The sequence below is a fragment of the Nonomuraea sp. CA-141351 genome, assembly GCF_050944675.1.
Classification (GTDB): domain Bacteria; phylum Actinomycetota; class Actinomycetes; order Streptosporangiales; family Streptosporangiaceae; genus Nonomuraea.
Genome location: NZ_CP191982.1, coordinates 2,629,432 through 2,654,631 on the forward strand (window position 1 = coordinate 2,629,432; position 25,200 = coordinate 2,654,631).

Genomic DNA, 25,200 nt, shown 5'->3' on the forward strand with positions numbered 1-25,200 from the left:
CCGCCCAGCAGGATGGGGGAGGAGGTGTCACAACATGGCGGACCTCACGATCCCAGAGGGCGGCTTCTGGCCTGCGCCGGAGATCCCGCAGCCCAACATCTATCCCATGGAATGGCGGGTCGAGACCGAGAAACTCGCCGCCATCTACGAAAAGTCCAAGCGCGTGGTCTGGAACCCGGCCGACCTGCCCTGGGACGGCCTGGATCCGGACGACTTCACGCGGGAGCAGCGTCTGGGCATCATGTACTGGTTCGCGGTCCTGGCGAACTTCGACGCGTCAGGGCCGGCCGTGTTCGCCCGCGCCACCATCCAGGCCTTCGAAAAGCACGAAGAGGACCCGGTCAGGAAGTGCTTCTTCTCGATCACCCGTGACGAGATGAACCACGAGGAGTGCTGCCAGCGCACCATCGCCAAACTCTGGCCCGGCGGCCCGCTCAACTGGACCCCGTCCGACGACCTGGAATCGGCCGCCCACAACAACATCGGCTGGCTCTATCACAACGGCGGCCGCTACTGGAACGGCTACACCTCGGCCGTCGGCAAGTATTCGCTGCCGGTCCTCTTCACCAGCTTCATGATGGGGGAGATGGCCGCCTCGACGCTCTTCAGGGGCATGGCCTCCGGCACCCGGCATCCCGTCTTCGGCGAGATGTTCCAGCGAATAGGGCGCGACGAGTCCCGCCATCTCCAGATCTGCATGACGATCCTGGAGAACGAATGGCCGGGGCTCACCGACGAGACCCGTGTCCTCATCACCCGCCAGCTCAGAGCCGGTTTCGTGTTCCTCAGCATGATCCTCTGGGAGCCGCCGGAGGGCTTCTGGGAGCTCCCGCCGTACTTCCTGCCCAACCACCGTGTCCTCATGGACCACGCCAGGCAGGCGGGTCTCGGCGTCCTGTCCTACGAGGAACAGGCGGAAAACTGGCGCGTGGCCATGGCCCGGATCCGCGCGATCGTGGAGCGCTGGGGCATCGCCTTCCCCGCCATTCCGGAGCTGGACCTGGAAGGCGTGCAGGTGGACTTCATCGACCCGGAGGACATCATCCCGGTCTTCTAACCTGTGACCATGTGGCCTCGTATGGGCGGAATGAGAGTCATGGAGTTCGGCACGCCCGGGGAACTCCGCACCTGGCTGACCGGGCTGGTCCTGTCGGGCTCGAAAACGGCCACGGCCGGCCTTCTGCCGCTCGACTACCACGCTGAGGATGAAGAGGTGGAATGCGTCGGCGAGGTCTTGGCCGTCGTGGACAATGCGGGCGCCAAGGCGGCGGAAATAGAAATAACAAAGGTGGAGCTGACGCCGTTCGCGGAAGTCACCTGGGAATTCGCTCAGGCGGAAGGCGAGGGTTTCCGCTCGACGGAGCACTGGCGCGAAACCCACCGCCGCTACTGGGCAGGCCAGGGCTCCGAAGTGGACGACTCGACGACGGTGGTCTGCCTGTGGTTTCGCGTGGTCGGTCGGGGAGCTCGGGTGGCCGGTTAGGAAGTCCGGGTGGTCGGTCGGGAAGGCCGGGTGGCCGGTTAGGAAGTCCGGGTGGTCGGTCGGAAGTCCGGGTGGCGGGTTCAGGGAGCTCGGGTGGTCGGTCGGGAAGGCCGGGTCGCCGGTCAGGGAGAGGGCGAAGAGGGGCGCCGCTCCTCAGGTGAGACGTAGCTGCCGCGATGTGGAACGGTGAAGACCCATCCCTGCTCACGGAGCAGCGCTATGGCCCTCCGTACGGTCTCACGTGCGGCGCCGTACTGGCGCACCAGCGTGACCTCACTTGGAAGGGGGCGGTGCGCGGCCAGCTCACCCGCCTCGATGTGTTTCCGGATCCGCTCGGCGATCTGCCGGTACAGCGGAACCTGCTGAGCCTCCGCCTCGCCGGGAGCGCTCACGAACGTGCCCCCGCCTTGGCGCGTATGGACCAGCCCCTGATCCCGCAGCACGCGAATCGCCCGGCGCGCGGTCGTGCGCGCGACGTGGAACTCCCGCTGGATCCCTGCCTCGCTGATCAGGACATCTCCTGGGCAGAGCCCCTCGATTATGCGCGTCTTGAGGACTTCGCTGATCTGAACGTAGAGGTAGGTGCCACTCGAGCGATCCAGCACTCTTCAAGGATATACAAGCCAACGGCCAAATGGAGAGCCGCTAAGCACCCCTATTCGTGGGCCACTTTTCGGGCTCATTCACATATGTTCCCCTATAGGGGACCGTGAACACCCAGCCCTGCTCCCGGAGATGCGCAACGGCCTTTCGGACCGTGACCTTTGCGACCCCGTGCCGCAGCATCAAAGCCTTCTCACTCGATATCGAGCGGTTCGGCTGGAACTGGCCGCGCCTGATTCTCGCGGCGATATCACCGGCGATTTCCAGGTAAAGGGCCTTCGTCTGCCTTATCCTCGGGACACCCGCAGGCCCGACGTATGTGCCTTCGCTCTGAACGGTGTGGACCAGCCGGCGCTCGCGCAGCTCTCGAACCACATTGCGTGCGGTCGATCTCGCGATGCCGAACGCCGCTTCCAGCGCCGCCTCGCTCGGCACGGCCTCGCCGGCGCGCAGCCGCCCACTGATGATCTGTTCCTGGATCGCGTCGGCGATCTGCACATAGATCGGGACGGGCCCGTCACGGTCGAGCATGCTCATAGCGTAGACGTCTGGATACAAGCAGTCGAGCAGAGTCAGACCTGGGGCCACGACTCCTTCGGCGACACGTAACTGCCCCGCTGCGCGACCGTATAGATCCATCCTTGCTCCCGTAGGAGCGCCATGGCCCGGCGTACCGTCTCCCGGGCCACGCCGTACTGCTCCACCAGTGCCGACTCGCCCGGTATAGGCCGTCGCGGGGAGAGCTGCCCCGTCTTGATCTGCTCGGCGATGTCCGTCGCGATCTGCTGGTACAGAGGGATTTTCCGCTGCTTGCGAGGGGCTTCGTCAGGTCCGCCGACAAAGGTCCCTTCGCCCTGAACGGTGTAGATGAGCCCTTCCTCGCGAAGCACGTGAACCGCCCGCCTGGCGGTCGTCCTGGCGACTCCGAACTCCTGCTGGATGTCCGCCTCACTCGGCACAGGGTGTCCGGACGCCAGCCCGGAGACCCGCTGCCGAAGGATCTCCGCGATCTGGAGGTAGATGTGGGTGTCTCCGTCGTAGTCGAGCACGCCTGCAACTTAGACCAACAGGTGCAAGACCTCCCATATCGTTCTGTCTGCTCAGGCAGAGCGCTCTTTACAGCTAGACAGAAGGAGACGACTAGACGTATCGTCAGGCCATGGCCAAACCTCTTGAGCTGCCCTGCTGCCACCTCGCACCCCATGTGCCGGACCCACTCCCGGGTCATCTGGCCATGAGGTGGGATCCCGCGCTGCCGCGGACCGAACGCGTGAGGGTCAAGGATTACACGTGCGCTTGTTCGCCGACTTTCTATGAGCTGTGCGAGGGCGGCGGTGAATACTTCATTCGCAGGACCCGCCGCATTGGCGAAGAAGTGGTGATCGAGGAAAGTCTCCGGACCGTTTACGCCAGAGCGCTGGTTATCTGGGCCAGATTGCTGAACGGGGCAGCCTGCGGAGAATGAGAGTGGACGGGTGCCCGGTTCGCGCTTTGGCCGCCGAATCGCGAACCGGACACCCCAGGTGATGGCACATAAACGTGCCATCGGGGGCGCACCTGTGTGACCTCGGGCGACGCGCCTGCCCATGGCCCGGCAAGGGGCGATGGGCTTCGCCTGGGATCGGTGCGTACGACGGGCATGGTCTCGCGCCCTCCGGAGGCGTGGGACCATGCCACAGCGAGTTATGGCCGGCTGACGTCCGTAACGGCCTACCCGCGGTTATTAGATTCTCATGGGCGTCACTTGGAAAACTGCTGTTCGGCGCTATACGCGGGATGATTCCCTTTGGTATGCGGTGGGCTCATGCTCCCTAGTGGAATCGATTTATGTAGGGATTCGCCGCCAAGCAGCGTCCGTGATGATCAGGTGGTCGAGCAGGCGCAGGCCGACTGTCTCGGCGGCCCGGACGAGCTGGGCCGTGGCCTCCAGGTCGGCCGCGCTCGGTTCGAGGGAGCCGCCCGGATGGTTGTGGGCCAGGCCGAACAGCGCGCCGCCCGAGGTGAGCACTTCCGCGATCACCTCTCGGATCGGCACGGGCGTGTGGTCGGACGCGCCTTCGGTCAGGATCGAATGCTTCAGCACCCTGCCGCGGGTGTCGCACACCACCATGACGAGCCGTTCCTGCCTGCGGCCGCGGAGCAGCGGCGCACAGTGGTTGGCGAGGTCGGACGTGCTGGTGATCCGTTCGCGCTCCGGCCATGCGTCCGCACGGCGTACGAGATGAAAGGCCGCGGCCACCCTGGCGGCCTTGGCGGGCCCCACTCCGGGCACGGCAAGTAACCGATGGGGGTCCGAACGGCGGAGGCCATCGAGATCCCCGCAATGCTTGATCACCTGGCTGGCCAGATCCAGGGCACTCGACCCGCGGAACCCCGAGCCCAGCAGCACGGCCAGCAGCTCACGGTCTGCCAGCGCGGCGGCGCCGCTGGACATGAGCCGTTCGCGCGGCCGGTCGCTCTTGGGCAGGTCTTTGACTCGCATCGGCAACCTCCGCACCCGTTGTATCAACACGCACCGACAATCTCTGACCTGGGCGTTTGAGGTCTTCGGTTCGTTGTCGTGCGTGTGGAATGTCGCGAGTGTCAACTTGATGGGCGGTTCGCCTCGGTGATCACGGCGGAGGCGAGTCGTGCCGTCTCAGTGGCGATCTCGTACGGTGAAAGCGGCCGCTCGTTCTCCAGCCACCACGCGATCGCCTGCACGAACATGCCGCCCAGCAGTGTCGCCACCAGGCTGCCCGACGTCGTGATCGAGTCGAGATGGTGGGCGATATTGTTCGAGAGCGAGGACTGCATCTTCGCCGCGAACCACGAGCTGCCCTTCTTGCCGAGCAAGGCGCCGTACAAACGGCGATATTCGGCGACATGCTCAAAGAATGCGACCCAACGTTTGATGGGAGGTTGTTCGTCCTCGTCGGCCATGGTGCACAGCAGGGCCTCCATCGCCTCGTCGAAGATCTGCTCCACGAGGTGGTACTTGTCGCGGTAATTGCGATAGAAGGCGGCCCGGCTCACCATGGCCCGTTCGGTGACCTCGCCTACGGTGAGGCGTTCGAACCCGCGTTCCTCGATGAGCTCGATCAGCGCGTCTCGCAGCAGTTTCCGCGTACGGCGTACCCGGACGTTGTCGGTTCGCTGAGACAAATTCCGCTCCTTGTCCAGGCCGGTACATCTCCCCGGAATTGCGACTGGCTACCCCATCCGCGACACCGGCAGCATGGACGTCCGGACGACATGCCTTGTTTGAGACACATTGTCGCGCATGGAGGATACCCATGAAAGCACTCGTGGCCAGGCAGTACGGCCCGCCGGACCTCTTCGCCATCGAAGACCGCCCCATCCCCGAGCCCGGCCCAGGCCGGCTCCAGGTACGGGTGCGCGCCGCCTCGCTGAACCCCGCCGATCTGCTGATGACCGACGGCACCATCCGCGAGATGGTGCCGCTGGACTTCCCGTACATACCGGGCACCGACTTCGCCGGAACGGTGACGAAGCTCGGCCCCGGCGTGGACGGATTCGCGGTAGGCGAGGAGGTCTTCGGGTTCGGTGCGCCGCCGTCGTTCGCGAACGGGGTAGGGATCTCCGCCGTCACGTCTGGGGCGATGGCCGAGTACGCGGTCTTCCAGGCGGGCCCGTACCTGGCTCGCCGGCCGGACGACGTGAGCCCGGAGGTGGCGGCGGCGCTGCCCAGCACGGGTATGACCGGGCTCGCGGTGGTCGAGGCAGGCGGGTTCGAGCCGGGCGAGAAGGTCCTGGTGATCGGCGCCGCCGGGGGCATCGGCAGCGTTGTGGTGCCGCTGCTGGCCGGACGTGTGGAGATCATCGCCACGACCGCCGGGGAGGATGAGAGTTATGTCCGCAAGCTCGGGGCAGACAGCCTGATCGACTACCTCGAGAACGACGTCACCGATGAGACGCTGCGCCGCCATCCCGGAGGCGTCGACGCGATCATCAACCTGGCGCTCAAGGGCGAGCCGCTGATCGAGGCGGCCAAGGCGCTCCGGCCGGGAGGACGCCTGCTCAGCACGACGCCCGGCACGCCGAAACCGACCGCGTTCGGCCGGGACGATCTCACCGTGACCGTCGTGATGGGCACACTCAAGATCCGGAACGACACTCTTCCGACGATCGCCGCCCGCCTGCTCGACGGCACGCTGCCCGATCCGATCAGCCGCCGGTACGGATTCGACGACGCTGCCCGGGCTTTTCAGGATTTCGCGGGTATGCGGCACCATGGGAAGTTCGTCGTCTCGATGGCTGAGGGGACGGCCCGATGATGCGCGCCGTCGAATACGACCGCTACGGCGATGCCGGTCAGCTGAGCGTACGCACTGTTCCCAAGCCGCAACCGAAGCGGGGAGAGGTGCTCGTCCGCGTCCACGGCTCCAGCGTGAACCCGGTCGACGCGAAGATCCGCTCGGGCGGCATACGCATGATGTCGGGGCGGAAGTTCCCGAAACGTACAGGGATGGACTTCGCCGGGGAGGTGGAGGCGGTCGGTCCCGGAGTGGCCGATGTGGCGCTCGGACAGCGCGTCTGGGGCTTCCTGAGCGATGTCTCCGGCCGTACGGGGGCCGCGGCCGACTACATCACCGTCAGAACCTCCGCTCTGAGCGAAGCTCCCACCACGCTAGACCTCGTCACGGCCGGCGCCCTGCCGAGCGTCGGCGTCACCGCCCTACGGGCGCTGCGGGATGTCGTACGTCTGCAGCCGGGCGAAGACCTGCTCGTCGTCGGGGGCAGCGGCGGTGTGGGCAGCATCGCGATCCAACTCGGCCAGGTCATGGGTGCCAAGGTCACCGCCGTCGCCAGCGCCGCGAACGCCGCATTCTGCCGCGAACTCGGCGCAACCCGCGTGATCGACTACGCCGCTCGCGGCGGGCCGAGCGGTGAGTTCGACGTGATCCTCGACACCTATGGGGGTTCGCTCGGCGCGTACCGCCGGCTGCTCCGCCGCCGAGGGAGGATGATGACCACGTCCATCGACGGGATGACGTTCGCGCTGCTGTCAGCCCTGAGCCCCGGGCCGCGCGTACGCCAGATGATGGCCCGCTCGCGCCGGGCGGACCTGGCCGCGCTGGCCGAGTCCGTCGACCAGGGCAAGATACGCCCGGTCGTGGAGCGGATCTATCCGCTGGAGAGCCTCGGCGAGGCCCATCACGCCGTCGAAACCGGTCACGCTCGCGGCAAGAAGCTCATCGCAGTCGTCTCCGATTAGGGGTTTCCGGCTCCGGGCGACAGGGATCCGCCCGGAGTCGTGGGGGTGCGGAGCTAGACGGGCATGCTGTAGGTGACTCTGAAACGGTCGCCCGGGATGACGATGTCGCTCGTCTCCACGGGCCGGTCGCCTGCCCAGTGGGTGCGTTCGATGTGCAGCACGTGGATGCCGGCCGCCAGATCGAGCGCGTCGCTCTCCGCCGGGCGGGGAACGCGGGTGTGCACGCTCTCGACGACCTCGGTGACCTTCACACCATGCGCGAACATCCTCGCGACCAGGCTCCGCCGCTCCTCCTCCGAATGGGGGGCGAACTCCAGTGGCTCGTACGAGGTGGCCAGCTGCAGCGGTCTGCCCTCTCCACGAAAGATGTAGTGGGTCTTGGTCAGCGTGGTCGACTCGCTGAGGCGCAGACGCCGGGCGATGTCGGGTCCTGCTTCGGTCGGCTCGCTATGCCAATCCCACGTCACGCGCCTGCCCTGAGACTGCAGGTCGGCCGCGAACGGGGCGGGGTGATCAAGAAAGCGCCATCGGTAGAGCGATGTCAGGTCAGGGCGTTCCCTTACATAATGACCCGAGCCCACGCGGCCGATGATGAGGCCTTCGCCCGCGAGCACGCGTAGCGCGTGCCGGGCTGCGGTCTCGCCGACCTGATACTTACGGGTCAGCTGCGCCCGCGATGGGATCGGCGCGCCTGGGGGAAGGGTGCCGTCGGTGATCTGCCGTCGAATGTCTTCGACGACACGCAGGTAGACCGGATCTGAGGTGGCCACTAGTCCATCCCTGGGGGTTCGTGTGAGGCGTTGCCCCATGTTGCCGTATTCGGCAGGTAACCGACCGTCATCGATGCCGGTTGGAGCCCCAACTTTGCGGTAGCAGAAAATTATCGGAGAAACCCTGTAACACCGGTGTAAGGGAGGGCGATTCTCCGGTAGAGGTCGTCGATGTGTGTACCCCCGAGCACATATCGGCGACCTCTTCCAATGTCCGGGGCCTGGGCTGCGATGGCACGCGGGCGCTGTGCGGCCTGATCGGACGGGATTCTTGATCGGGGACGGCGAGTACTTCCAAGCAGCCACCCGCCCTTGAGATCGCTGACCTGCCGATGCTCCGCCGCCCACGCGGGCCTGCCGCCGGATCGCGCCCGCTCTTCACCCGCCTTCGCTGCCGGATCGCGCTCGCTCTCCGCTCACCTTCGCTGGTGGGTCGCGCCCGCTGCCTGCTCAGCTGCCTTTGCGTGTGGGTCCGCTGTGCGCTCGGGTCCGCTGTCTGCTCGGGCTCGCTGTCGGCTCGGGCCCGATGTCCGCTCGGGCCCGCTGCCGGGTCGTGGTGTCGATGCCTGGCGGGGGGTGCCGCTGGCCCGGCTGAGGTTGCGTTGCTGAGCTGAGCTTGGCGACGGACGTCGTGCGTGCCCATTGGAGCCCGGCAGTGCGGAAGTCTCGCAAGACGACCAGGAGCCCGGCAACAGAGGCCGCACCAGTGGTCCCCTGATATGGCCGCGGAGTGGCCGTACCTCGGAGAGCCACTTTCTCCTAAGTTGTGGCCTCTAACCTCCCTGAACCTCCGAGCCGCACCACACCCGACCTGCACACTTTCGGATTGCACGAGCAAGAGGAAATTTCATGATCGACATCGGCAGGCTCCTTCCGTCCGACCGGGACACTTGGGAGGGCTTGTTCCGCGCGTACATCGACTTCTATCAGCGAGTCGAGCCCGACGAGATGTACGACCGCGCATGGCACGAGTTCGAGGCGGACACCCGCGTGCACGCCCTCGGCGCGAGGCTGGACGGCAAACTCGTCGGCATCACCCACTTCTTCACTCACGCGAACACCTCCGCCCCCGACACCGACGTGTGCTACCTCCAGGACCTGTTCACCGCTCCAGAGGCTCGAGGCAGAGGCGTGGCCGGCGCATTGATCGAGGCCGTGACCGATTGGGCCCGTGAATGCGGCTGCTCGCGCGTGTACTGGAACACGCACGAGTCCAACACCACGGCACGCAGCCTGTACAACAAAGTGGCCGAAAATCGAGGCTTCATCCGATACCAGATCGAACTGCCGTTGTAGGGACTTCCCGGAAACGTCCGCAAGACAGGGCGGGATCTTGTGTGCGTAGCGGGCGCGCCCGTCGAAGCCTGCCGGGCGTAGTGGCTGTGGCGCCCACCCGTGGAGCAAGACGTGGCCGGCCCAGCAGCCGCGATGCCTGCATCCGGTGTCCATGGCGCGGGGGCGGCGGTGCACCGCTTGCGACGCTTTCGTCTGGTGCTCGCGACGGCACGCAGCGGCGATGATCTGAGGACAGCGCCCACGTCGGCCTGCCCGGTGCCGTGATTGCGGGTGGGGCGCTTCCGATGTCCGCTGGGGTTCTGACGGTAGTGGCCAGACGTTGCGTGCGCTGTGGTTTGTCGGGCACTGTGGTACGAGCGGCTCTTTTGGGTGGAACTCCGCCGGGCATAGGCTTGATCCGTACGAAATGCCTCGCGGCAGCCGGAGGGCCTAGGTGAGGGGGATGTCGTCTTGAGGGAAGCCTCCGAGATGCCCGCGAAGTGGGGCAAAGGGCGCCTCCAGGCAGGCGAAGCGGGGTGGCGGCGTCCAAGGAATTTCTGAATCCAGGTAGCGTTCGCACTATGGCATCGCCAACTGGAACCACAGACGCACCCTTCGGTCGCATGCTGACCGCGATGGTCACGCCGTTCACCCCCGACGGCGAGGTTGATTATGTGGCTGTGCGACGTCTTGCCACGTATCTGGTGGACGAACAGCACAACGACGGCTTGATCGTCAACGGGACGACCGGTGAGTCGCCTACCACCACGGATGAGGAAAAGCAGCGCATCGTCAGCACCGTCCTCGATGCGGTCGGCGACCGCGCGACCGTGGTGGCAGGGGCGGGCACCAACGACACCCGCCACAGTGTCGAGCTCGCGAAGCAGGCGGCAGGTGCCGGCGCGCACGGCCTGTTGGTGGTGACGCCTTATTACAACAAGCCTCCGCAAGAGGGGCTGTATCAGCACTTCACTGCCGTCGCCGACGCCACCGGCCTTCCGGTGATGCTGTATGACATTCCAGGGCGCAGTGGCGTGCCGATTAAGACTGAGACGCTGATCCGGCTGGCGCAGCACGAACGCATCGTGGCTGTAAAGGACGCGAAGGGCGACTTGTTCGCCGCCAGCCAGGTGATGATCGCGACCGATCTCGTCTTCTACTCCGGCGACGACCTGCTCAACCTGGCCTGGCTCTCCCTCGGTGCGGCCGGGTTCGTCAGCGTCGTCGGACATGTGGTGGGCGCCGAGCTGGCGCGCATGATCCACCTGCACAAGAACGGCGACGTCGCCGAGGCCCTGGCCATCCACAGCCAGGTGGCCCCCGTGGTGGACGGGATCATGCTGCGCGCAGGAGGCGCGATCATGGCGAAGGCGGCACTGAGCATGGTGGGCGTCCCAGTGGGGTCGGTACGACTCCCGCTCGTGGACGCGACAGAGAAGCAAATCGCCGAGCTGCGTGCTTGCCTGGTAGCCGGCGGGGTGAAGTTGACAGACGCATAGGAACGGGGAGGAACCGGGAGTTTTGAGAACACGATCTGACCATGGGGGCCAGGCATGAGCCATCCGCATCCTGAGCTTGGCCCCCCGCCGACACTGCCCGAGGGCGGGCTGCGCATCGTCGCGCTCGGCGGGTTGGGGGAGATCGGCAGGAACATGGCCGTCTTCGAATACGACGGCCGCCTGCTGATCGTCGACTGCGGGGTACTCTTCCCCGAGCCCGATCAGCCGGGTGTCGACCTCATCCTGCCCGACTTCGAATACATCAGAGACCGGCTCGACGACGTCGAAGCCGTGGTGCTCACGCACGCCCACGAAGACCACATCGGGGCGGTGCCGTACCTGCTGCGCGAGCGGCGCGATATTCCGCTCATCGGATCCAGGCTCACGCTTGCGCTGATCGAGGCCAAGCTCACCGAGCACAGGATCCAGCCGACCAAGCTCGAGGTCATCGAGGGCGAACGGCACACCTTCGGGCCGTTCGACTGCGAGTTCCTCGCGGTCAATCACTCGATCCCCGACGCGCTGGCCGTCGCCATCAGGACGCCTGCGGGCATAGTTCTGCACACCGGCGACTTCCGTATGGACCAGCTGCCGAGCGACGGCCGTCTCACCGACCTCGGCGGCTTCGCCAGGCTCGGCACCGAGGGCGTCGACCTGCTGATGTCCGACTCGACCAACGCCGAGGTGCCGGGGTTCGTCACCAGCGAGCGCGAGATCGGGCCGGTCATCGATGAGGTGATCCGCACTTCCGAGCAGCGGGTCATCGTGGCGAGCTTCGCCTCGCACGTGCACCGCATCCAGCAGGTGATGGACGCCGCCGCCAAGCACAGTCGCAAGGTCGCCCTGGTCGGCCGTTCGATGGTGCGCAACATGGGCGTGGCCCGCGACCTCGGGTATCTCAAGGTGCCGCCGGAGTTGATCGTCGACTCGCGCGACATCGAGCAGTGGCCTCCGGAGGACGTGGTGCTGGTCTGCACCGGCTCCCAGGGCGAGCCCATGGCGGCGCTCTCCAGGATGGCCAACCGTGATCACCCGATCCGCATCGCCGAAGGCGACACCGTCCTCCTGGCATCGTCGCTGGTGCCAGGGAACGAGACCGCGGTCAACAAGGTGATCAACGGGCTGACCAGATGGGGCGCCCGCGTCGTGCACAAGGGCAACGCCAAGGTGCACGTCTCCGGCCACGCGGCCGCCGGCGAGCTCCTGTACGTGCTGAACCTGACACGCCCGTCGAACTTCATGCCCGTACACGGCGAATGGCGCCACCTGCGCGCACACGCCAAGCTAGCCGCTCTCACCGGTGTGCCCGAGGACCACATCGTGATCGCCGAGGACGGGGTCGTGGTGGACCTGGTCGACGGCCGGGCGAAGATCGTCGGTGCGGTTCACGCCGGCTATGTCTACGTCGACGGCTCGTCCGTCGGCGAGATCACCGACACCTCGTTGAAGGACCGTAGGATCCTCGGCGACGAGGGGTTCATCTCCGTGGTCGTCGTGGTCGACTCCAACACGGGCAAGCTCACCGCGGGCCCCGAGATCCATGCGCGTGGTTCCGGCATCGATCCCCTCCAGTTCGAGGAGTTCATCCCGCAGATCCAGCGTGCCCTCGAGGAGAAGGCCGCGGACGGGGTGGTCGACATGCAGGAGATCCGCCGGGTGGTCCGCCGCACCGTGGGGCGCTGGGTCAGCGACACTTACCGCCGCCGACCCATGATCATCCCTGTGGTGCTCGAGGTCTGAGTCTCCGGAAGGTACGGCAGGACTTCTAGCCTGCCGTACCTCTGGGACGCGCAGACGTGCGTCGCCCATCCCACCTGCTCTTCCGAGCGGGTGCCGGGGGGTGAGCGAGCTGGTCTCTTCGACCTGTGCGTGGGTGTTGGCGCAGTGGGTCATCTGTTGTCCTTGGCCCTGTGGGTGGGGGCTGGTATGGGGCACTTGGTGTTGTCGGCCCGTTGGGTGAGTGCTGGTGGGTCGTGGTGACTCGCTGTTCCTGCCCCTGTGGGTAGGAACCGGTGTCGCTGGTTTTGTTAGCGACCTACACGCCAGATGTTGCTGAGTTCGAGCGCCACCGGGATCTGGCAGGTTTCGATGTTCGCGAGTTTCGGCGCCACCTGAGGGCCGCTTCCACTCTGGTCGCCGAGCCTGCCCACCTGCTCATTTACGGTGATGGGTCGTGCCGCCGGACCGAGCGTTGTCCGCGGCGTGAGCGGGTGGACACACATCCAGCACGTGGACTGGACGGACGATTTCGGCGACATGCCGGACACTCGCGTCCCGGCGGCCGGTCGTTTCGTGGCCGCTCGAGTCCGGGCCGGAGTTTAAGGTGACCGCATGTTGGTGTTGGGTATCGAGGTGTCCGGCGACTTACTGGATCGGTGGCTCGAGTGGTTCGCGCCGCAGGTGCAGCCCTTCGTGATACCGCTGGATCTCGCAGACTCGCTCAATCTCGATGATGATCGGAACCGGCTCACGCCCGAAGTCAAGGACACCTTCTACCTCTACGACTTGGGTTCGTCAGCGCTCGTGTGGCTTTCGGAAGCTGAAGCGCGTCGACTACCGGCCTCGGTCAGGCGAAGCCAACCCGCGCCGCACCGTTGGCCCACCTCGATCGCCGGGCGTGAGGTCGAAACCGTCGTCAAGTACGTCGAGAACGGACGCCGCCCCAGCCAACATGGCGACGTTGCCCCTGCTACGTGGGGTGCCATCGCCTCCACGCTTCCGGGGGCGCAGCGCCTTGCCGGGACCTTCCCCAGGCGGAGCGGCCCGAACTGCTTTGGCACGGTGATGGCGGCGTGCGGTGTCGAGGGCGCGGAGGACATGTGGATGCTTCGCGAGCCGTTCGAAGACTGGCTCGCACGGCACACCGCGAAGGGAGGACACGACGACGAGCCGGGGACCGTCCTGGTTTGGCGGAGTGCCGATGGAGCCGTGCAGCACGCCGCAGTCACCCTCGGCGACGGCTGGGCGCTTCACAAGCCCTCGCAGGGCTGGATGAGCCCGACGAAGGTTCTCGCACTGGGAGACCTGAAGTACAGCGCCCGAGCGAGAGGACAGCGCCTTCATCGGCACTGCCTTCGATGACTTCGCGCTACCCCAGCGATGGCGTGGTTCATGCGCCACCTGCAATCTACGGTGTACGGGTATCAATGTTCGTCGGCGCGCTTCACGCCCGCACATCAGCAGGAGCGTGCGGCCCCGGGCAACTACATCGCCCCATGCAACTACAGCGCCTGTGGCAACTACAGCGCCTCCGGCGACGTGACGGTGAGTAACGCCTACCGAGAGTGGCTCGGCAACCTGGGCTGACGTTGGCGCCGGATCGGGTCGTGCGCCACGTGTGGCGTCGGTTCCGACGAACATTCGGGCGGAGGGCGCTGACAAAGTGGCTCCGGTTTCGACGTACATCCGCGTGGAGGGCGCCGACAAAGTGGCTCCGGTTCCGACGTACATCCGCGTGGAGGGCGCTGACAAAGTGACTCCGAAAGTGACGAGCATCTCGCTCCTGTTCTCGCGAACGTAGCCGGTGTCGCCGACCCGGTTGGGCGGGCGTCAATGGTTCAGGTGAAATGGTTATCTCAGGCGTCCCTCCGGCGTAGCAGCCAGCCAGCGGCCACCAGGGGAAGTGCTGCGTAGGCGACGAGCACCGCGACGGCTGCTGCGGGCGGCAAGAGATAGCCATATACCGACGTGGTGATGATGTAGCCGGTGATCTCGCGGGGGAGTGCGCCGATCATCAGCGAGCCGAGACGTTCGCTCCATGGCTCCGGGATGTTGCCGATGATCATGGGGATGACGTACACGAGTCCGACGAGGATGACGATCGACGCGGCGGTGGAGCGCAAGAGTGCGCCCAAGCCCAGGCCGAGTAGCGCGAACGTGGGCACGGTGAGGGCGAGGGTGAGCAGGAGCGGCAGCCTGTCCAGGAAGGCACTGGTGTACGCGCCGGAGAAGCGATCTCCGAGCACCCATCGGGTGACGAAGTAGGTGCCGAAAACCGTCATCGAGCCGACGAGCAGGCCCAGCGTGCCCACGATTGTGGACTTGGCGGCCAGTATTGGCCGGCGGCGGGGGACGATGGTCAAGCTCGTCCTGATCAGGCCGGTCACGTATTCAGAGGTGATGGCGAGCGTGCCCAGAACGCCCATGCACAGCTGGGGCACGATCACGACCACTTCCTCCAGGTCGGCGATCCGGGCGCTCGGTCGTTTGATGGCAGGAGCGCTGTCGTACATGTGAGCGGCCATCACGGCGAGTGCGAGCCCCAAGAGGGCCGCGCCAAGGCTGAGGCCGAGGATCAGGTACGTCGAGCGGACGGAGCGGATCTTCAGCCATTCCGAAGTGAGAACGCTCATCAGATATCTGGGGCTGAAACCCCGAGCTTCAGCCCGGGGAGAGAGCCCTCGCCTCCCTCTGCGTCGTGTAGGCGTATCCGTCTGCTCGCTGGAGGAGACGAAAGTGTCGATGGTGGATGCCTTGGACGGTCCCGTGGGCGGTGGTGATGTTGAAGCTGCCGGTGGCGCGGACGGCGACGCGGCCGGTATAGGTCCTTGCTTCTTGCCGGTGGGTACGACGGCTCGGGCGAGGTCTCCGCTCTGGTAGCCGAAGTGCTGTTTTTGTCGGGCCATGCGGAGCCGGGGGAAGCCATGCTTGTCGGGTCGGGTCGGGTCGGGTCGGGTGCGGGCGTGGGTTCCGCGGCCGGCGCATGCGGCGATGAGCACCGTGGACACGGTCTCGCTGATCGAATTGAGCTTGCCGACGGCGAGGGCGTCGAGCGTGTGGGTCTTCGGCAGGTGGTTGCGGGTGCGGTTCCACTTCGCGCGTCGGCGGGCGGCCCGCTGCTCCAGCCTTTTCTGGATCGTGGCGCCACGGTGGTTGAGCTGGATCGCGAACCTTGCTCGGCGCTCGGCGGCCTGCGTAGTGAACACCGCGATGCCGGTGTGCTTGGAGCCGGGGTCAACGCCCAACTCCACCCCGTCGACCTCCGAGGAGTCAATGGTGCGGTCTTTGAGACGGATGACGAACGGAGTGTGATTTTGGAGGTCTCCACCAGCACCGTTTGTAGGTCAGTGCTGACACCACCCGGACCAGGAGGGCAGCCTAGTGTTGGTGGGAGTTGACACCACCTGGCGGGCGCAAGCGGAGCTCGTAGTGCAGGCCAAGTGGCGGGAGCACCCCAATCGGGACGCCCCCGAGCACGTCCGCGATCAGGCCGAACTGTGGGCGGGACACGCACGCACCGAACTGGAGTGGGCGAAGAGCCTGAGTAAACGACTGTCTGAGGGCGCCTACACCATGGCCGATGATCCGGGTTCGTGGCGAACGGTCCCCGATCCCCTCAAGATGCGCTTCTAATCAAGTTTGACTAGATGTTTCCTCCGCGTGTACTCTGGCCCAGTACTCAAACTTGACTAGCGCTCAACCAATCCGTTCGCAACACCGAGAGAAGGAATCGAACCCATGGGAAAGCTCGCGATCGAGACGAGAGGGTTGAGCGGAGGTGGGCGCACGTCGGCGACGAAGCTCCTGGTGCTCGGTATCGTGCACCTCTCCGGCGGCGCGCATGGCTACCAGGTGCGGTCCGAACTGCAGAGCTGGGGTGCGGAGAGTTGGGCCAAGATCAAGCCCGGCTCGATTTATCACGCGCTGAAGAAGGCGGCGGCTGATGGCCTCCTCACCGAACACGCCGAGCCGGGCAACTCCGGGCCGGAGCGCGTTCTGTACCGCGCGACAACTCGGGGACGTAACGAGATGGTCGAACTGGTCCGCGACGGTCTGCGGCGCACCCACGACCCGGACATGCTCAACGCCTCCATCGCCATGTTGCCCATGCTGACCAGGACAGATGCCATCGCGCACATTAACGAGCGGGTCGCGCGCCTGGAAGCGGAGCTCGTAGAGCAGGCCAAGTGGCGGGAGCACCCCAATCGGGACACCCCCGAGCACGTCCGCGATCAGGCCGAACTGTGGGCGGGACAGGCACGCACCGAACTGGAGTGGGCGAAGAGCCTGAGCAAACGACTGTCTGAGGGCGCCTACACCATGGCCGATGATCCGGGTTCGTGGCGAACGGTCCACGATCACCTCAAGATGCACTTCTAATCAACCTTGACTAGATGTTTCCTCCTCGTGCACTCTGGCCAAGTAGTCAAACTTGACTAGCCTCAACCAATCCGTTCGCAACACCGAGAGAAGGAATCGAACCCATGGGAAAGCTCGCGATCGAGACGAGAGGGTTGAAGAAGAGCTTCGGCAAGACCCACGCGGTCGCCGGTGTGGACCTGGCCGTGAGCGCCGGGGGCGTGTACGGCGTGCTCGGTCCGAACGGGGCGGGCAAGACCACCACGATCCGCATGCTGGCCACGCTCCTGCGCCCCGACGCCGGGGAGGCGCAAGTGCTCGGCTACGACGTCGTGCGTGACGCCCAGGCGGTGCGGAGCAGGGTGGGCCTCACCGGGCAGTTCGCGTCGGTCGACGAGGACCTCACCGGGGTGGAGAACCTGTTGCTGCTCGCGAGACTGCTCGGCTACTCACGCCGCCGAGGCAGGGAGCGGGCGACCGACCTGCTCGACGCGTTCGGTCTTGCCGAGGCGGCCGACCGGCAGGTGAAGAAGTACTCCGGCGGGATGCGCAGGCGCATCGACATCGCGGCGAGCCTGGTCGTCACCCCCGAACTGATCTTCCTCGACGAGCCCACGACCGGGCTCGACCCGCGCAGCAGGAACCAGGTCTGGGAGATCGTCAGGGGCATGGTCGCCGAGGGCGCCACCGTGTTGCTGACCACGCAGTACCTCGACGAGGCCGACCAGTTGGCCGACCGGATAGCGGTGATCGACCACGGGAAGGTGATCGCCGAGGGCTCGAGCGGCGAGCTCAAGGCGTCGGTCGGCGCCGGCTCGCTGCACGTACGGCTACGTGCGCCCGAGCAGCGGGCCGAGGCAGAGCGGGTCCTCGCCGGCGTCCTCGAGGTGCAGGTCGAGCCGTCCGCTGACCCGGCCGCGCTGTCCGCGCGGATCTCCGACCCCGAGCGGGTCGCCCGTTCCCTGGCCGCGCTGTCCCGCTGCGGCATCGACGTCACCGAGTTCGCGCTCGGTCAGCCGAGCCTGGACGAGGTGTTTCTCACCCTGACCGGACACGCCGCCGAGGAGACACCCGAGGAGGATGCCGCATGAATGCCACGACCGCGGAACAGGCGTCGGCGCCGGTCACCGAGGACGCGCTGCGCAGTGTGCTGGCCGGCGAGCGGCCGTCTAGCCCCGGTCCGGTGCTCACCTCGTTGACATTCGGCTGGCGCGCTTTGCTGAAGATCAAACACGTCCCGGAGCAGCTCGTCGACGTGACCATGTTCCCGATCATGTTCACGCTGATGTTCACCTACCTGTTCGGTGGCGCGCTCGCCGGGTCGACTCAGGAGTACCTGCAGTTCCTGCTGCCGGGCATCCTGGTGCAGGCGAACGTCATGATCACCATGAACACCGGCATTACGCTGAACACCGACATCCAGAAGGGGGTGTTCGACAGGTTCAGGGCGCTCCCGGTGTGGCGACCGTCGCCGCTGGTCGGCGCCCTGCTCGGCGATGTGATGCGCTACTCGATCGGGTCGGCGATCGTGATCACGCTCGGCCTGGTCCTAGGGTTCCGGCCGGAGGGTGGCGCCGTCGGGGTGGTGCTCTCGGTGGTGCTGCTGCTGGTGTTCTCGTTCTGCCTGTCGTGGCTGTGGACGATGCTCAGCCTGATCCTGCGCACGCCGAACTCGGTGGCGGGGGTCAGCATGATGGTGATGTTCCCGCTGACGTTCGTGAGCAACATCTTCGTGGACCCGAAGACGATGCCCGGGTGGTTGCAGGCGGTCGTCGAGGTCAACCCGATCACCCACCTGGCGACCGTGGTACGCGGCCTGATGCACGGCTCGGTGCCCGCCGGGGAAATCGGCTGGGTGCTCGTCTCGTCAGCGCTGCTCGTCGCGGTCTTCGGTCCCATCACCATGGTCCTCTACCGCAACAAGAAGTAGATGCCGCTCCCGCGAGCACTTGGTCGAAATCAACTCCGACAACCCGGCCCACTCGGCCAACGCCATCACCGGTACCAGGCCCGGACACGACAAGGAGAGCCGAATGAGCACCATCCCCAAGAACAACTCGGAAACCGTTGCGCACACGCCCGGGCGGGCGAGCAGCATCGGGGTCTGGATTCTGCAAGTCGTGCTGGCGGCGATAATCGCCGGCGGCGGAATCTCGAAGCTCGCCGGCGACCCGGTCATGGTGGACATGTTCGCCGACATCGGGGCTGGCCAGTGGCTCCGGTACCTGGTCGGAGCGCTGGAGGTCGCGGGAGGGGTTGGACTTCTGATCCCGGCTCTGGCGGGCCTGGCCAGTCTTGGGTTGGCGGCATTGCTGACCGGTGCTGTCATCACCGATCAGTTCGTGCTCGAGCAGAGCCCTTGGCTGCCGCTCGCCTTACTCGTCGTGGCGGGCGTGATCGCAAGGACGCGGTGGTCGCGCACCGAGGCCGTCGTCGGCACGCTGCTCAGGCGCTGAGACAAACCTCTCGAACGGAGATGTGAGATGAACGAGATGGCCTTTCGCGTGACATCAAACGATGGCACCACCATCGCCTACGACAGGGAAGGAAGCGGTCCGGCCGTCATTCTGGTGGGCGGAGCACTCGACGAGGGGGTGGAGAACGCTCCCTTGGCGCCAGCTCTCGCCGAGCACTTCACGGTCTACAACTATGCCCGTCGGGGACGCGGCGCGAGCGGCTTCACCGAGCCGTACGCCGTGGAAAGGGAGATCGAGGACCTGGATGCGTTGATCGCGGAGGCGGGCGGCTCGGCACACCTGTTCGGGGCGTCCTCAGGCGGCGCGCTGGCGCTGGAAGCCGCCGCGGCCGGGTCAGCCATCGACACGATCGCCGTGTGGGAGGTGCCCTACGCGGTCGGGGACGACATACGCCCGCGATTCGAGGAGTACATTGCAGACACCCGACGCGCCTTCGACGCCGGGCGAGACGAGGAGGTTCTCGAACTGTTCATGCGCATGACCGGCGCCTCCGACGACAACATCGCGGCCAGGAAAGCGGCAGGCAAGCAGACGGCGCATTGGGCGCATTCGGTCGCCCTCGCGCCCACGCTGGTCCACGACAGCGTCTTCCTCAATCGCTACCAATTGCCGGCCGATCGACTGGCAACGGTCACCCAACCGGTCCTGGTCACCACCGGAGGGCCGATCACGGTCCCTTATATGGCAGGCCTGCCCTCGGACTTCTTCGACCGCGCAGCCGACGAGCTTGCAGACCTACTACCCCACGCTCAACGGGAGACCCTCGAGGGGCCGGATCACGTCGTCGACCCACAGACCGTCGGCCCGCTGTTGCTACGGTTCTTCAGCAGCGAACACTGAGGGGCCCGCGAGGTGTTGCGGGAAGACCGATTAGGCACCGCGCAAGCAGATCTTCGTCGCGCCAGGGACACGGGGCGGACAGGTAGTGTCGAGGTTGATGTCGTCGGCGGCATCACAGGCCTGATCCTGGGCGTGCTCGTCACCAACGTCTTCGTCACCACGCAAGGCCGGGCTGTCGTACTGACCTGGGCCTCAGTGGGACTCGACCTGGCCTGCTCGCTGCTCATCGGCTCCGTCGTCGGTCGTACCCCGCACTCCGGGCCGACTCAGTACCGCCCACCGAAGCCCTGCGCAGCACATGACCAGGCACCTCGGTAGGGCCAGTCATTCCGGGCTGTGGTCGCATGCGGTCACCGTTCCCGGGGCGGTGGCCCGGTGCCGAAAGTCGTGCCCACGGCGTGCTCACGTCAGGAGTGCCACCGATGACGCAGCCGCGTTCCCGGGTCGACCTGTACGCGGCGATCCGACGGGATGCCCGATCTGGGATGTCCAACCGCGCGCTGCAGCGCAAGCACGGCGTCGGCTTCCGAACCGTGACAGCGGCGCTGGAATCTGCATGGCCGAAGGAGAGAAAGCAACCGCCCAAACGCGGCTCACGGCTTGACGCGTACCGAGTGGTGATCGACGACTGGCTGCGCTCGGACCTCGACGCGCCGCGGAAGCAGCGACACACGGCGAAGCGGATCTTCGATCGACTGCTTGACGAACATGACGGGGCCGGGGTGGTGTCGTACTGGATGGTCCGCGAGTACGTCGCCACCCGACGCCGTGAGATTCGCGTCGAGGTCGGACGGGAACCTGCCAACGCGTTCATCCCGCAAGAGCACCGCCCGGGCCGCGAGGCCGAGGTTGACTTCGGCGACGTCGCCATCCGCCTGCGCGGCGAGCTCGTAACCTGCGCGCTGTTCAGCCTTCGGCTCTCCTACTCGGGCAAGGCCGTGCACAGGGTCAGTGCCTCGGCTGGGCAGGAAGCCTTCTTCGAGGGTCACGTCCACGCCTTCAACGTGCTCGGCGGGGTGCCGACCGGGAAGATCCGCTACGACAACCTCAAGGCCGCCGTCGCGAGCGTGATCGGGTTCTCCCGCCAGCGGGTCGAGGCCGACAGGTGGACCGCCGTCCGTTCCCACTACGGCATCGAAGCCTTCTATTGCCAGCCCGGAATCCAAGGTGCGCACGAGAAGGGCGGCGTCGAGGGGCAGATCGGCTGGTTCCGACGCAACCACCTCGTCCCCATCCCAGAAGTCGACTCCCTCGCCGAGCTCAACGCGATGGTCGACGCCTGGGACGAAGCCGACGACGCCCGGCGGATCGGGTCCCGCGCCCGCACGGTCGGTGAACGATTCGCCACCGAGCAGCCACTCCTCGCGCCCCTTCCGACCGAGCCGTTCGAGACCGGCCGCTGGTTCACCCCGCGCGTGGACCGGTACGCCCAGGTCACGGTCCGGATGAACAAGTACTCCGTGCCCGCGCGCATGGTCGGCCGTCAAGCCCGGGTGCTCCTGAACGCCAGCGACCTGGTCGTGTTCGACGGCAGGACCGAGATCGCCCGCCACGAACGGCTCATGACCAAGGGCTCGACCCGGGTCGACCTGGACCACTATCTCGAGGTCCTCCTCCGCAAACCGGGCGCGCTACCCGGTGCGAAAGCGCTGGAGCAGGCCAGGGCATCCGGGCGGTTCACGCCCGTTCACGACGCCTGGTGGGCCGCGGCCTGCAAGGCCCACGGTGACGCCGACGGCACCCGTGCCCTCATTGAGGTCCTGATGCTGCACCGGCACCTTCCACACGACCACGTCGTCGCCGGACTCGCGACGGCGCTGCGTGCAGGCGCGCTCACCGCGGACGCTGTCGCGTTGGAAGCGCGCAAGTACAACGACACAGCAGATGGCGGAGCCGACGACACGACAGCGGACCACCAGTCCCTGATGAACGGCGACAGGGCACGCGGAGAAGGCGAGATCCCTGCCGTGCGATCGCTGACCGAGCGCCGGCTCCGCGCCCACATCCCGGCCGACACTCGGCCGCCGCCGAGCGTGGAGAAGTACGACCAGCTGTTGGCCAGCCGACGTGACACCCCGAACGAAGGAGCCGCACCGTGACCACCAAGCGCCGAGGGATGACCGAAGAAGCAGCCGACGCCGCGATCGACCAGGCCTGCCGGATGCTGCGAATGCCCACCATCCGCAACTCCTTCACCGACTACGCCGACCGGGCAGGGCGTGAGCAGATGTCTTACCGCGGGTTCCTCGCCGAACTATTGCTTGCCGAGTGCGACGATCGCGCCCGACGCCGGTCCGAACGCCGGATCAAGGCCGCCAAGTTCCCCCGCGAGAAGTCCCTGCGGGCCTTCGACTTCGACGCCAACCCCAACATCGATCCCGCCGTGATCCACACCCTCGCCAAGTGCGAATGGGTCCAGAAGGGACAGCCGCTATGTCTGATCGGGGACTCCGGCACCGGCAAGTCCCATCTGCTGATCGCACTCGGCACCGAGGCCGCCATGGCCGGCTACCGGGTCAAGTACACCCTGGCGACCCAGCTTGCCAACGAGCTCGTCGAGGCCGCCGACGAGATGACGCTGGCGAAGACCATCGCCCGCTACGGCCGCGTCGACCTGCTGTGCATCGACGAACTCGGCTACATGCAACTCGACCGCCGCGGCGCGGAACTCCTCTTCCAGGTCCTCACCGAGCGTGAGGAGAAGGCCTCGGTCGCGATCGCGTCCAATGAGTCCTTCGGCGGCTGGACCAAGACCTTCACCGACCCCCGGCTATGCGCAGCCATCGTCGACCGACTCACCTTCGGCGGCACCATCCTCGAGACCGGCACTGACTCCTACCGTCTGGCCCAAGCCACAAAGCAGCGGACAACCTGACACCCGTCGGGCGCGGAAGCGGTGTCGACGCAAACCAACATCCGCGACACCGACACGTGCCCGGCGGTCTCAGAACTCGCCAACAAGCGGTGTCGGACGAAACCTCCGCAGCCAGGAGTGCGCCGGTGAACAACTGCACGTCCCTTATTCAGCAGCTTGCGTGCCCTGGCTGGGGTGCAGGGCTGGAGCGGGCGCCCGTGCTTGTCGAGTACGAACACGTAGGGGTGGGACTCACGCCCCTTCTCCCGAACTGGGTGATCCGGGGTGACGCCCCCAGCCACAGCTGAACCGCTGGGAGTCTCCTCTCGCACATGTCCCGCGCCGGGTACCGCCTGGCGGCGGCCCTCGGCCCCCGTTTCGTCCCTGATCCCGGGGTTGTCTGCTGGGCCGAGTTCCAGAGCAAGCTGCTGAGGAGGCACAGCTTGGTGGGTCGTCTGTCCTGCGCGGAACGTAGCCAAACTTCGGTCACCTCCTACTCGGTGTTGGCCAGTGCTGGTAACACACGGCCACAGCCATCTCTGCTGAAAGGCCCCTGCGTTTATGCAGTGGATCCGGTTACGTGTCTCTCCGGTTGAGCTGGTAGTAGCCGATGGCCAGGGCGACGAGCGGGTACGCGAGGAGTACGGCGAGTGCCGCCCAGGGAGGTAGGAGCCCGTCGCCCAGGCGTGAAGAGAGGCGCTGATCTGCTATTTGGGGGACGAGGTTCGGCAGAAGCAGTGCCGCCACGCGGGTGTTCCAGGGAGGGGGCAAGTAGTTGACGACACCCGGGAGCACGAACAGCAGCGCCACGACCGAGACGATCGCTCCTGCCGTTGAGCGGAGGGCGGTGCCGAGGCCGAGGCCGACGAGCGCCAGAGCGGTCACCGATAGGCCGGAGGCGAGCAGCATCGTCAGGTCGTGGGCCAACGAGATGTCGTTGAAGCCCAGCTCGTGACCATCTGCTAACAGGCGGCTCGTCGAATAGGTGACCAGAAGGATCGTGGAGGCGGCTATGAATGTGGCCAGGCCGACGACTCCGGCCTTGGCCAGGAGTAATGTGCCGCGTTTCGGGACGGCGGTCAGGCTGGTGCGGATCGTGCCCGTGGCGTACTCGGAAGTGATCGTCAGCACACCGAGCACGGTCAGGCTGATCTGAACGAGTGGGAGGAACCCCTGCTCAGGGGCCGCGGCGCGCAGTGATCCCCGCTCGTCGGCCATGCCGCTCACATAGAGGGTCCACGCCACGCCGAGTAGCACTGTCAGCGCCGCCGTCCCCAGCGTGTGATAGGTGGAGGTCACCGAGCGTAGCTTCAGCCATTCGGAGGAGATGACGGCCTTCATCGAGCCGCTCCGTACTGCACGCTGTCGGCGGTCAGGGCCAGGTAGGCGTCCTCGAGGGACGGGTAGCGCGCGGTCAGCTCCGTGACGGTGGCCTCGGCGATCAGCTTGCCGCGGCCGAGGATGACGATGCGTTCGGCGGTGAGGGCCATCTCGCTCATCAGGTGGCTGGAGAGCAGGATCGTCCGGCCTTCCGCGGCCAGCGAGCGCATGAGGTCGCGGATCCAGCGCACGCCGTCGGGATCCAGGCCGTTCACCGGCTCGTCGAACATCAACACGCCCGGATCGCCGAGCAGCGCCGACGCGATGCCCAGCCGCTGCTTCATGCCGAGTGAGAACCCGCCCACCCGCTTGCGCGCCACACCTGCCAGCCCGACCTGCTGGAGCACCTCCGCCACGCGCGTGGGGCCGATGTCGTTGGTGCGGGCCAGGGAGAGCAGGTGGTTGTAGGCGCTGCGGCCGCCGTGGACGGCGCTTGCGTCGAGGAGGGCGCCCACCTCGTGCATCGGCTTGGTGAGCGAGGTGTAGCGGCGGCCGTTGACCAGCGCCTGGCCAGTGGTCGGGGCGTCGAGGCCGAGGATCAGGCGCATGGTGGTGGACTTGCCGGCGCCGTTGGGGCCGAGGAAGCCGGTCACGTGGCCCGGCTCGACCTTGAACGACAGGTCGTCCACGGCGAGGGTGTCTCCGTAGCGTTTCGTGAGGTGTTGGAGTTCGATCACGGCGTAAAGGATGCGGGACGGCGGGCCGCCGGCGCGTCGGACCACG

Annotated in this window: 25 protein-coding genes and 1 pseudogene; 16 read left to right on the forward strand and 10 right to left on the reverse strand. The window is 66.4% G+C overall.

What is annotated here, in order from left to right; translation table 11 throughout:
* Nucleotides 1-34: 34 nt before the first annotated feature.
* Nucleotides 35-1,057, forward strand: a complete 1,023-nt coding sequence (locus ACQPWU_RS12885) for a hypothetical protein (protein ID WP_360705028.1) — start codon at nt 35-37, stop codon at nt 1,055-1,057.
* 39 nt (nt 1,058-1,096) lie between these two features.
* Nucleotides 1,097-1,483, forward strand: coding sequence for an ASCH domain-containing protein (locus tag ACQPWU_RS12890; protein ID WP_433439561.1), 387 nt, complete (start codon nt 1,097-1,099; stop codon nt 1,481-1,483).
* A gap of 122 nt (nt 1,484-1,605) precedes the next feature.
* On the opposite strand, the gene ACQPWU_RS12895 is transcribed toward ACQPWU_RS12890, so the two are convergent.
* The 5 genes from ACQPWU_RS12895 to ACQPWU_RS12915 all read right to left on the reverse strand — a co-directional run bounded on the left by ACQPWU_RS12895 (nt 1,606) and on the right by ACQPWU_RS12915 (nt 5,230).
* Nucleotides 1,606-2,088: a GntR family transcriptional regulator gene (locus ACQPWU_RS12895; protein ID WP_433439563.1), complete on the reverse strand. Its 483-nt coding sequence runs from the start codon at nt 2,086-2,088 to the stop codon at nt 1,606-1,608.
* Nucleotides 2,089-2,128: 40 nt separating this feature from the next.
* Nucleotides 2,129-2,617 (reverse strand): GntR family transcriptional regulator, encoded by a 489-nt coding sequence (locus tag ACQPWU_RS12900; RefSeq protein ID WP_433439565.1) that lies wholly within the window; start codon nt 2,615-2,617, stop codon nt 2,129-2,131.
* 41 nt (nt 2,618-2,658) lie between these two features.
* On the reverse strand, nt 2,659-3,135 hold the full coding sequence (locus ACQPWU_RS12905) for a GntR family transcriptional regulator (RefSeq protein WP_433439567.1): 477 nt from the start codon (nt 3,133-3,135) through the stop codon (nt 2,659-2,661).
* A 776-nt stretch (nt 3,136-3,911) separates the two neighbouring features.
* A complete protein-coding gene (gene radC, locus ACQPWU_RS12910) occupies nt 3,912-4,568 on the reverse strand; it encodes a RadC family protein (RefSeq protein ID WP_433439570.1) in 657 nt (218 codons plus the stop codon).
* A gap of 101 nt (nt 4,569-4,669) precedes the next feature.
* Nucleotides 4,670-5,230, reverse strand: coding sequence for a TetR/AcrR family transcriptional regulator (locus tag ACQPWU_RS12915; protein ID WP_433439572.1), 561 nt, complete (start codon nt 5,228-5,230; stop codon nt 4,670-4,672).
* Nucleotides 5,231-5,361: 131 nt separating this feature from the next.
* Between ACQPWU_RS12915 and ACQPWU_RS12920 the strand changes: the two genes are divergently transcribed.
* Both ACQPWU_RS12920 and ACQPWU_RS12925 read left to right on the forward strand, forming a co-directional pair.
* The gene (locus tag ACQPWU_RS12920; RefSeq protein ID WP_433439574.1) at nt 5,362-6,363 is read left to right on the forward strand and encodes an NADP-dependent oxidoreductase; all 1,002 of its coding nucleotides are present in this window, start codon (nt 5,362-5,364) and stop codon (nt 6,361-6,363) included.
* A complete protein-coding gene (locus ACQPWU_RS12925) occupies nt 6,360-7,304 on the forward strand; it encodes an NADP-dependent oxidoreductase (protein ID WP_433439576.1) in 945 nt (314 codons plus the stop codon). Before ACQPWU_RS12920 ends, ACQPWU_RS12925 begins: the two co-directional genes overlap by 4 nt.
* Before the next feature lie 53 nt (nt 7,305-7,357).
* Here the strand turns inward: ACQPWU_RS12925 and ACQPWU_RS12930 are convergent, their stop codons facing one another.
* Nucleotides 7,358-8,074, reverse strand: coding sequence for a GntR family transcriptional regulator (locus tag ACQPWU_RS12930; RefSeq protein WP_433439578.1), 717 nt, complete (start codon nt 8,072-8,074; stop codon nt 7,358-7,360).
* 849 nt (nt 8,075-8,923) lie between these two features.
* On the opposite strand from ACQPWU_RS12930, the gene ACQPWU_RS12935 reads away from it, so the two are divergent.
* The 4 genes from ACQPWU_RS12935 (at nt 8,924) to ACQPWU_RS12950 (ending at nt 13,929) form a co-directional block, all read left to right on the forward strand.
* Entirely contained in the window at nt 8,924-9,370 is a 447-nt protein-coding gene (locus tag ACQPWU_RS12935) for a GNAT family N-acetyltransferase (protein WP_433439580.1), read from the forward strand.
* Between the two features lie 602 nt (nt 9,371-9,972).
* A complete protein-coding gene (gene dapA, locus ACQPWU_RS12940; RefSeq protein ID WP_433439582.1) occupies nt 9,973-10,848 on the forward strand; it encodes a 4-hydroxy-tetrahydrodipicolinate synthase in 876 nt (291 codons plus the stop codon).
* A 54-nt stretch (nt 10,849-10,902) separates the two neighbouring features.
* Nucleotides 10,903-12,588: a ribonuclease J gene (locus tag ACQPWU_RS12945; protein ID WP_433439584.1), complete on the forward strand. Its 1,686-nt coding sequence runs from the start codon at nt 10,903-10,905 to the stop codon at nt 12,586-12,588.
* Between the two features lie 591 nt (nt 12,589-13,179).
* Nucleotides 13,180-13,929 (forward strand): hypothetical protein, encoded by a 750-nt coding sequence (locus ACQPWU_RS12950; RefSeq protein ID WP_433439585.1) that lies wholly within the window; start codon nt 13,180-13,182, stop codon nt 13,927-13,929.
* Between the two features lie 494 nt (nt 13,930-14,423).
* Here ACQPWU_RS12950 and ACQPWU_RS12955 read toward each other — a convergent pair whose 3' ends face one another.
* Entirely contained in the window at nt 14,424-15,863 is a 1,440-nt protein-coding gene (locus ACQPWU_RS12955; protein WP_433445199.1) for an RRXRR domain-containing protein, read from the reverse strand.
* Between the two features lie 91 nt (nt 15,864-15,954).
* Here ACQPWU_RS12955 and ACQPWU_RS12960 point away from each other — a divergent pair, with 91 nt between their 5' ends.
* From ACQPWU_RS12960 to istB, 8 genes are all read left to right on the forward strand, one after another.
* A complete protein-coding gene (locus ACQPWU_RS12960; RefSeq protein WP_433439586.1) occupies nt 15,955-16,200 on the forward strand; it encodes a hypothetical protein in 246 nt (81 codons plus the stop codon).
* 105 nt (nt 16,201-16,305) lie between these two features.
* Nucleotides 16,306-16,947, forward strand: coding sequence for a PadR family transcriptional regulator (locus ACQPWU_RS12965; protein ID WP_433439588.1), 642 nt, complete (start codon nt 16,306-16,308; stop codon nt 16,945-16,947).
* A 104-nt stretch (nt 16,948-17,051) separates the two neighbouring features.
* Nucleotides 17,052-18,017 carry an ATP-binding cassette domain-containing protein gene (locus ACQPWU_RS12970; protein ID WP_433439590.1) on the forward strand — a complete coding sequence of 322 codons (966 nt, stop codon included), beginning with the start codon at nt 17,052-17,054 and terminating at the stop codon, nt 18,015-18,017.
* Nucleotides 18,014-18,856, forward strand: a complete 843-nt coding sequence (locus ACQPWU_RS12975; protein ID WP_433439592.1) for an ABC transporter permease — start codon at nt 18,014-18,016, stop codon at nt 18,854-18,856. Before ACQPWU_RS12970 ends, ACQPWU_RS12975 begins: the two co-directional genes overlap by 4 nt.
* Nucleotides 18,857-18,959: 103 nt before the next feature.
* Nucleotides 18,960-19,382: a DoxX family protein gene (locus ACQPWU_RS12980; RefSeq protein ID WP_433439594.1), complete on the forward strand. Its 423-nt coding sequence runs from the start codon at nt 18,960-18,962 to the stop codon at nt 19,380-19,382.
* A 27-nt stretch (nt 19,383-19,409) separates the two neighbouring features.
* Nucleotides 19,410-20,243 (forward strand): alpha/beta fold hydrolase, encoded by an 834-nt coding sequence (locus ACQPWU_RS12985; RefSeq protein WP_433439596.1) that lies wholly within the window; start codon nt 19,410-19,412, stop codon nt 20,241-20,243.
* A 422-nt stretch (nt 20,244-20,665) separates the two neighbouring features.
* The gene (gene istA / locus ACQPWU_RS12990) at nt 20,666-22,342 is read left to right on the forward strand and encodes an IS21 family transposase (protein WP_433439597.1); all 1,677 of its coding nucleotides are present in this window, start codon (nt 20,666-20,668) and stop codon (nt 22,340-22,342) included.
* On the forward strand, nt 22,339-23,118 hold the full coding sequence (gene istB / locus ACQPWU_RS12995) for an IS21-like element helper ATPase IstB (RefSeq protein WP_106536463.1): 780 nt from the start codon (nt 22,339-22,341) through the stop codon (nt 23,116-23,118). Before istA ends, istB begins: the two co-directional genes overlap by 4 nt.
* Here the strand turns inward: istB and ACQPWU_RS13000 are convergent.
* The 3 genes and pseudogenes from ACQPWU_RS13000 to ACQPWU_RS13010 form a co-directional block, all read right to left on the reverse strand.
* The gene (locus ACQPWU_RS13000; RefSeq protein ID WP_433445200.1) at nt 23,079-23,537 is read right to left on the reverse strand and encodes an RRXRR domain-containing protein; all 459 of its coding nucleotides are present in this window, start codon (nt 23,535-23,537) and stop codon (nt 23,079-23,081) included. The genes istB and ACQPWU_RS13000 overlap by 40 nt on opposite strands.
* 136 nt (nt 23,538-23,673) lie before the next feature.
* The gene (locus ACQPWU_RS13005) at nt 23,674-24,438 is read right to left on the reverse strand and encodes an ABC transporter permease subunit (RefSeq protein WP_433439600.1); all 765 of its coding nucleotides are present in this window, start codon (nt 24,436-24,438) and stop codon (nt 23,674-23,676) included.
* 62 nt (nt 24,439-24,500) lie between these two features.
* Nucleotides 24,501-25,154: pseudogene (locus ACQPWU_RS13010) on the reverse strand (ABC transporter ATP-binding protein); the annotation flags it as partial.
* Nucleotides 25,155-25,200: the final 46 nt, after the last annotated feature.

Excerpts from the sequence above, each read along its gene's own strand:
- dapA (WP_433439582.1), top strand. The coding sequence starts at position 9,973 with ATGCTGACCGCGATGGTCACGCCGTTCACCCCCGACGGCGAGGTTGAT.
- ACQPWU_RS12920 (WP_433439574.1), top strand. The coding sequence starts at position 5,362 with ATGAAAGCACTCGTGGCCAGGCAGTACGGCCCGCCGGACCTCTTCGCC.
- ACQPWU_RS12965 (WP_433439588.1), top strand. The coding sequence starts at position 16,306 with ATGGGAAAGCTCGCGATCGAGACGAGAGGGTTGAGCGGAGGTGGGCGC.
- ACQPWU_RS12975 (WP_433439592.1), top strand. The coding sequence starts at position 18,014 with ATGAATGCCACGACCGCGGAACAGGCGTCGGCGCCGGTCACCGAGGAC.
- ACQPWU_RS12885 (WP_360705028.1), top strand. The coding sequence starts at position 35 with ATGGCGGACCTCACGATCCCAGAGGGCGGCTTCTGGCCTGCGCCGGAG.
- ACQPWU_RS12900 (WP_433439565.1), bottom strand. The coding sequence starts at position 2,617 with ATGCTCGACCGTGACGGGCCCGTCCCGATCTATGTGCAGATCGCCGAC.
- ACQPWU_RS12935 (WP_433439580.1), top strand. The coding sequence starts at position 8,924 with ATGATCGACATCGGCAGGCTCCTTCCGTCCGACCGGGACACTTGGGAG.
- ACQPWU_RS12970 (WP_433439590.1), top strand. The coding sequence starts at position 17,052 with ATGGGAAAGCTCGCGATCGAGACGAGAGGGTTGAAGAAGAGCTTCGGC.
- ACQPWU_RS12925 (WP_433439576.1), top strand. The coding sequence starts at position 6,360 with ATGATGCGCGCCGTCGAATACGACCGCTACGGCGATGCCGGTCAGCTG.
- ACQPWU_RS12890 (WP_433439561.1), top strand. The coding sequence starts at position 1,097 with ATGGAGTTCGGCACGCCCGGGGAACTCCGCACCTGGCTGACCGGGCTG.
- ACQPWU_RS12945 (WP_433439584.1), top strand. The coding sequence starts at position 10,903 with ATGAGCCATCCGCATCCTGAGCTTGGCCCCCCGCCGACACTGCCCGAG.
- istA (WP_433439597.1), top strand. The coding sequence starts at position 20,666 with ATGACGCAGCCGCGTTCCCGGGTCGACCTGTACGCGGCGATCCGACGG.
- ACQPWU_RS13005 (WP_433439600.1), bottom strand. The coding sequence starts at position 24,438 with ATGAAGGCCGTCATCTCCTCCGAATGGCTGAAGCTACGCTCGGTGACC.
- ACQPWU_RS12985 (WP_433439596.1), top strand. The coding sequence starts at position 19,410 with ATGAACGAGATGGCCTTTCGCGTGACATCAAACGATGGCACCACCATC.
- ACQPWU_RS12950 (WP_433439585.1), top strand. The coding sequence starts at position 13,180 with ATGTTGGTGTTGGGTATCGAGGTGTCCGGCGACTTACTGGATCGGTGG.
- ACQPWU_RS12980 (WP_433439594.1), top strand. The coding sequence starts at position 18,960 with ATGAGCACCATCCCCAAGAACAACTCGGAAACCGTTGCGCACACGCCC.
- radC (WP_433439570.1), bottom strand. The coding sequence starts at position 4,568 with ATGCGAGTCAAAGACCTGCCCAAGAGCGACCGGCCGCGCGAACGGCTC.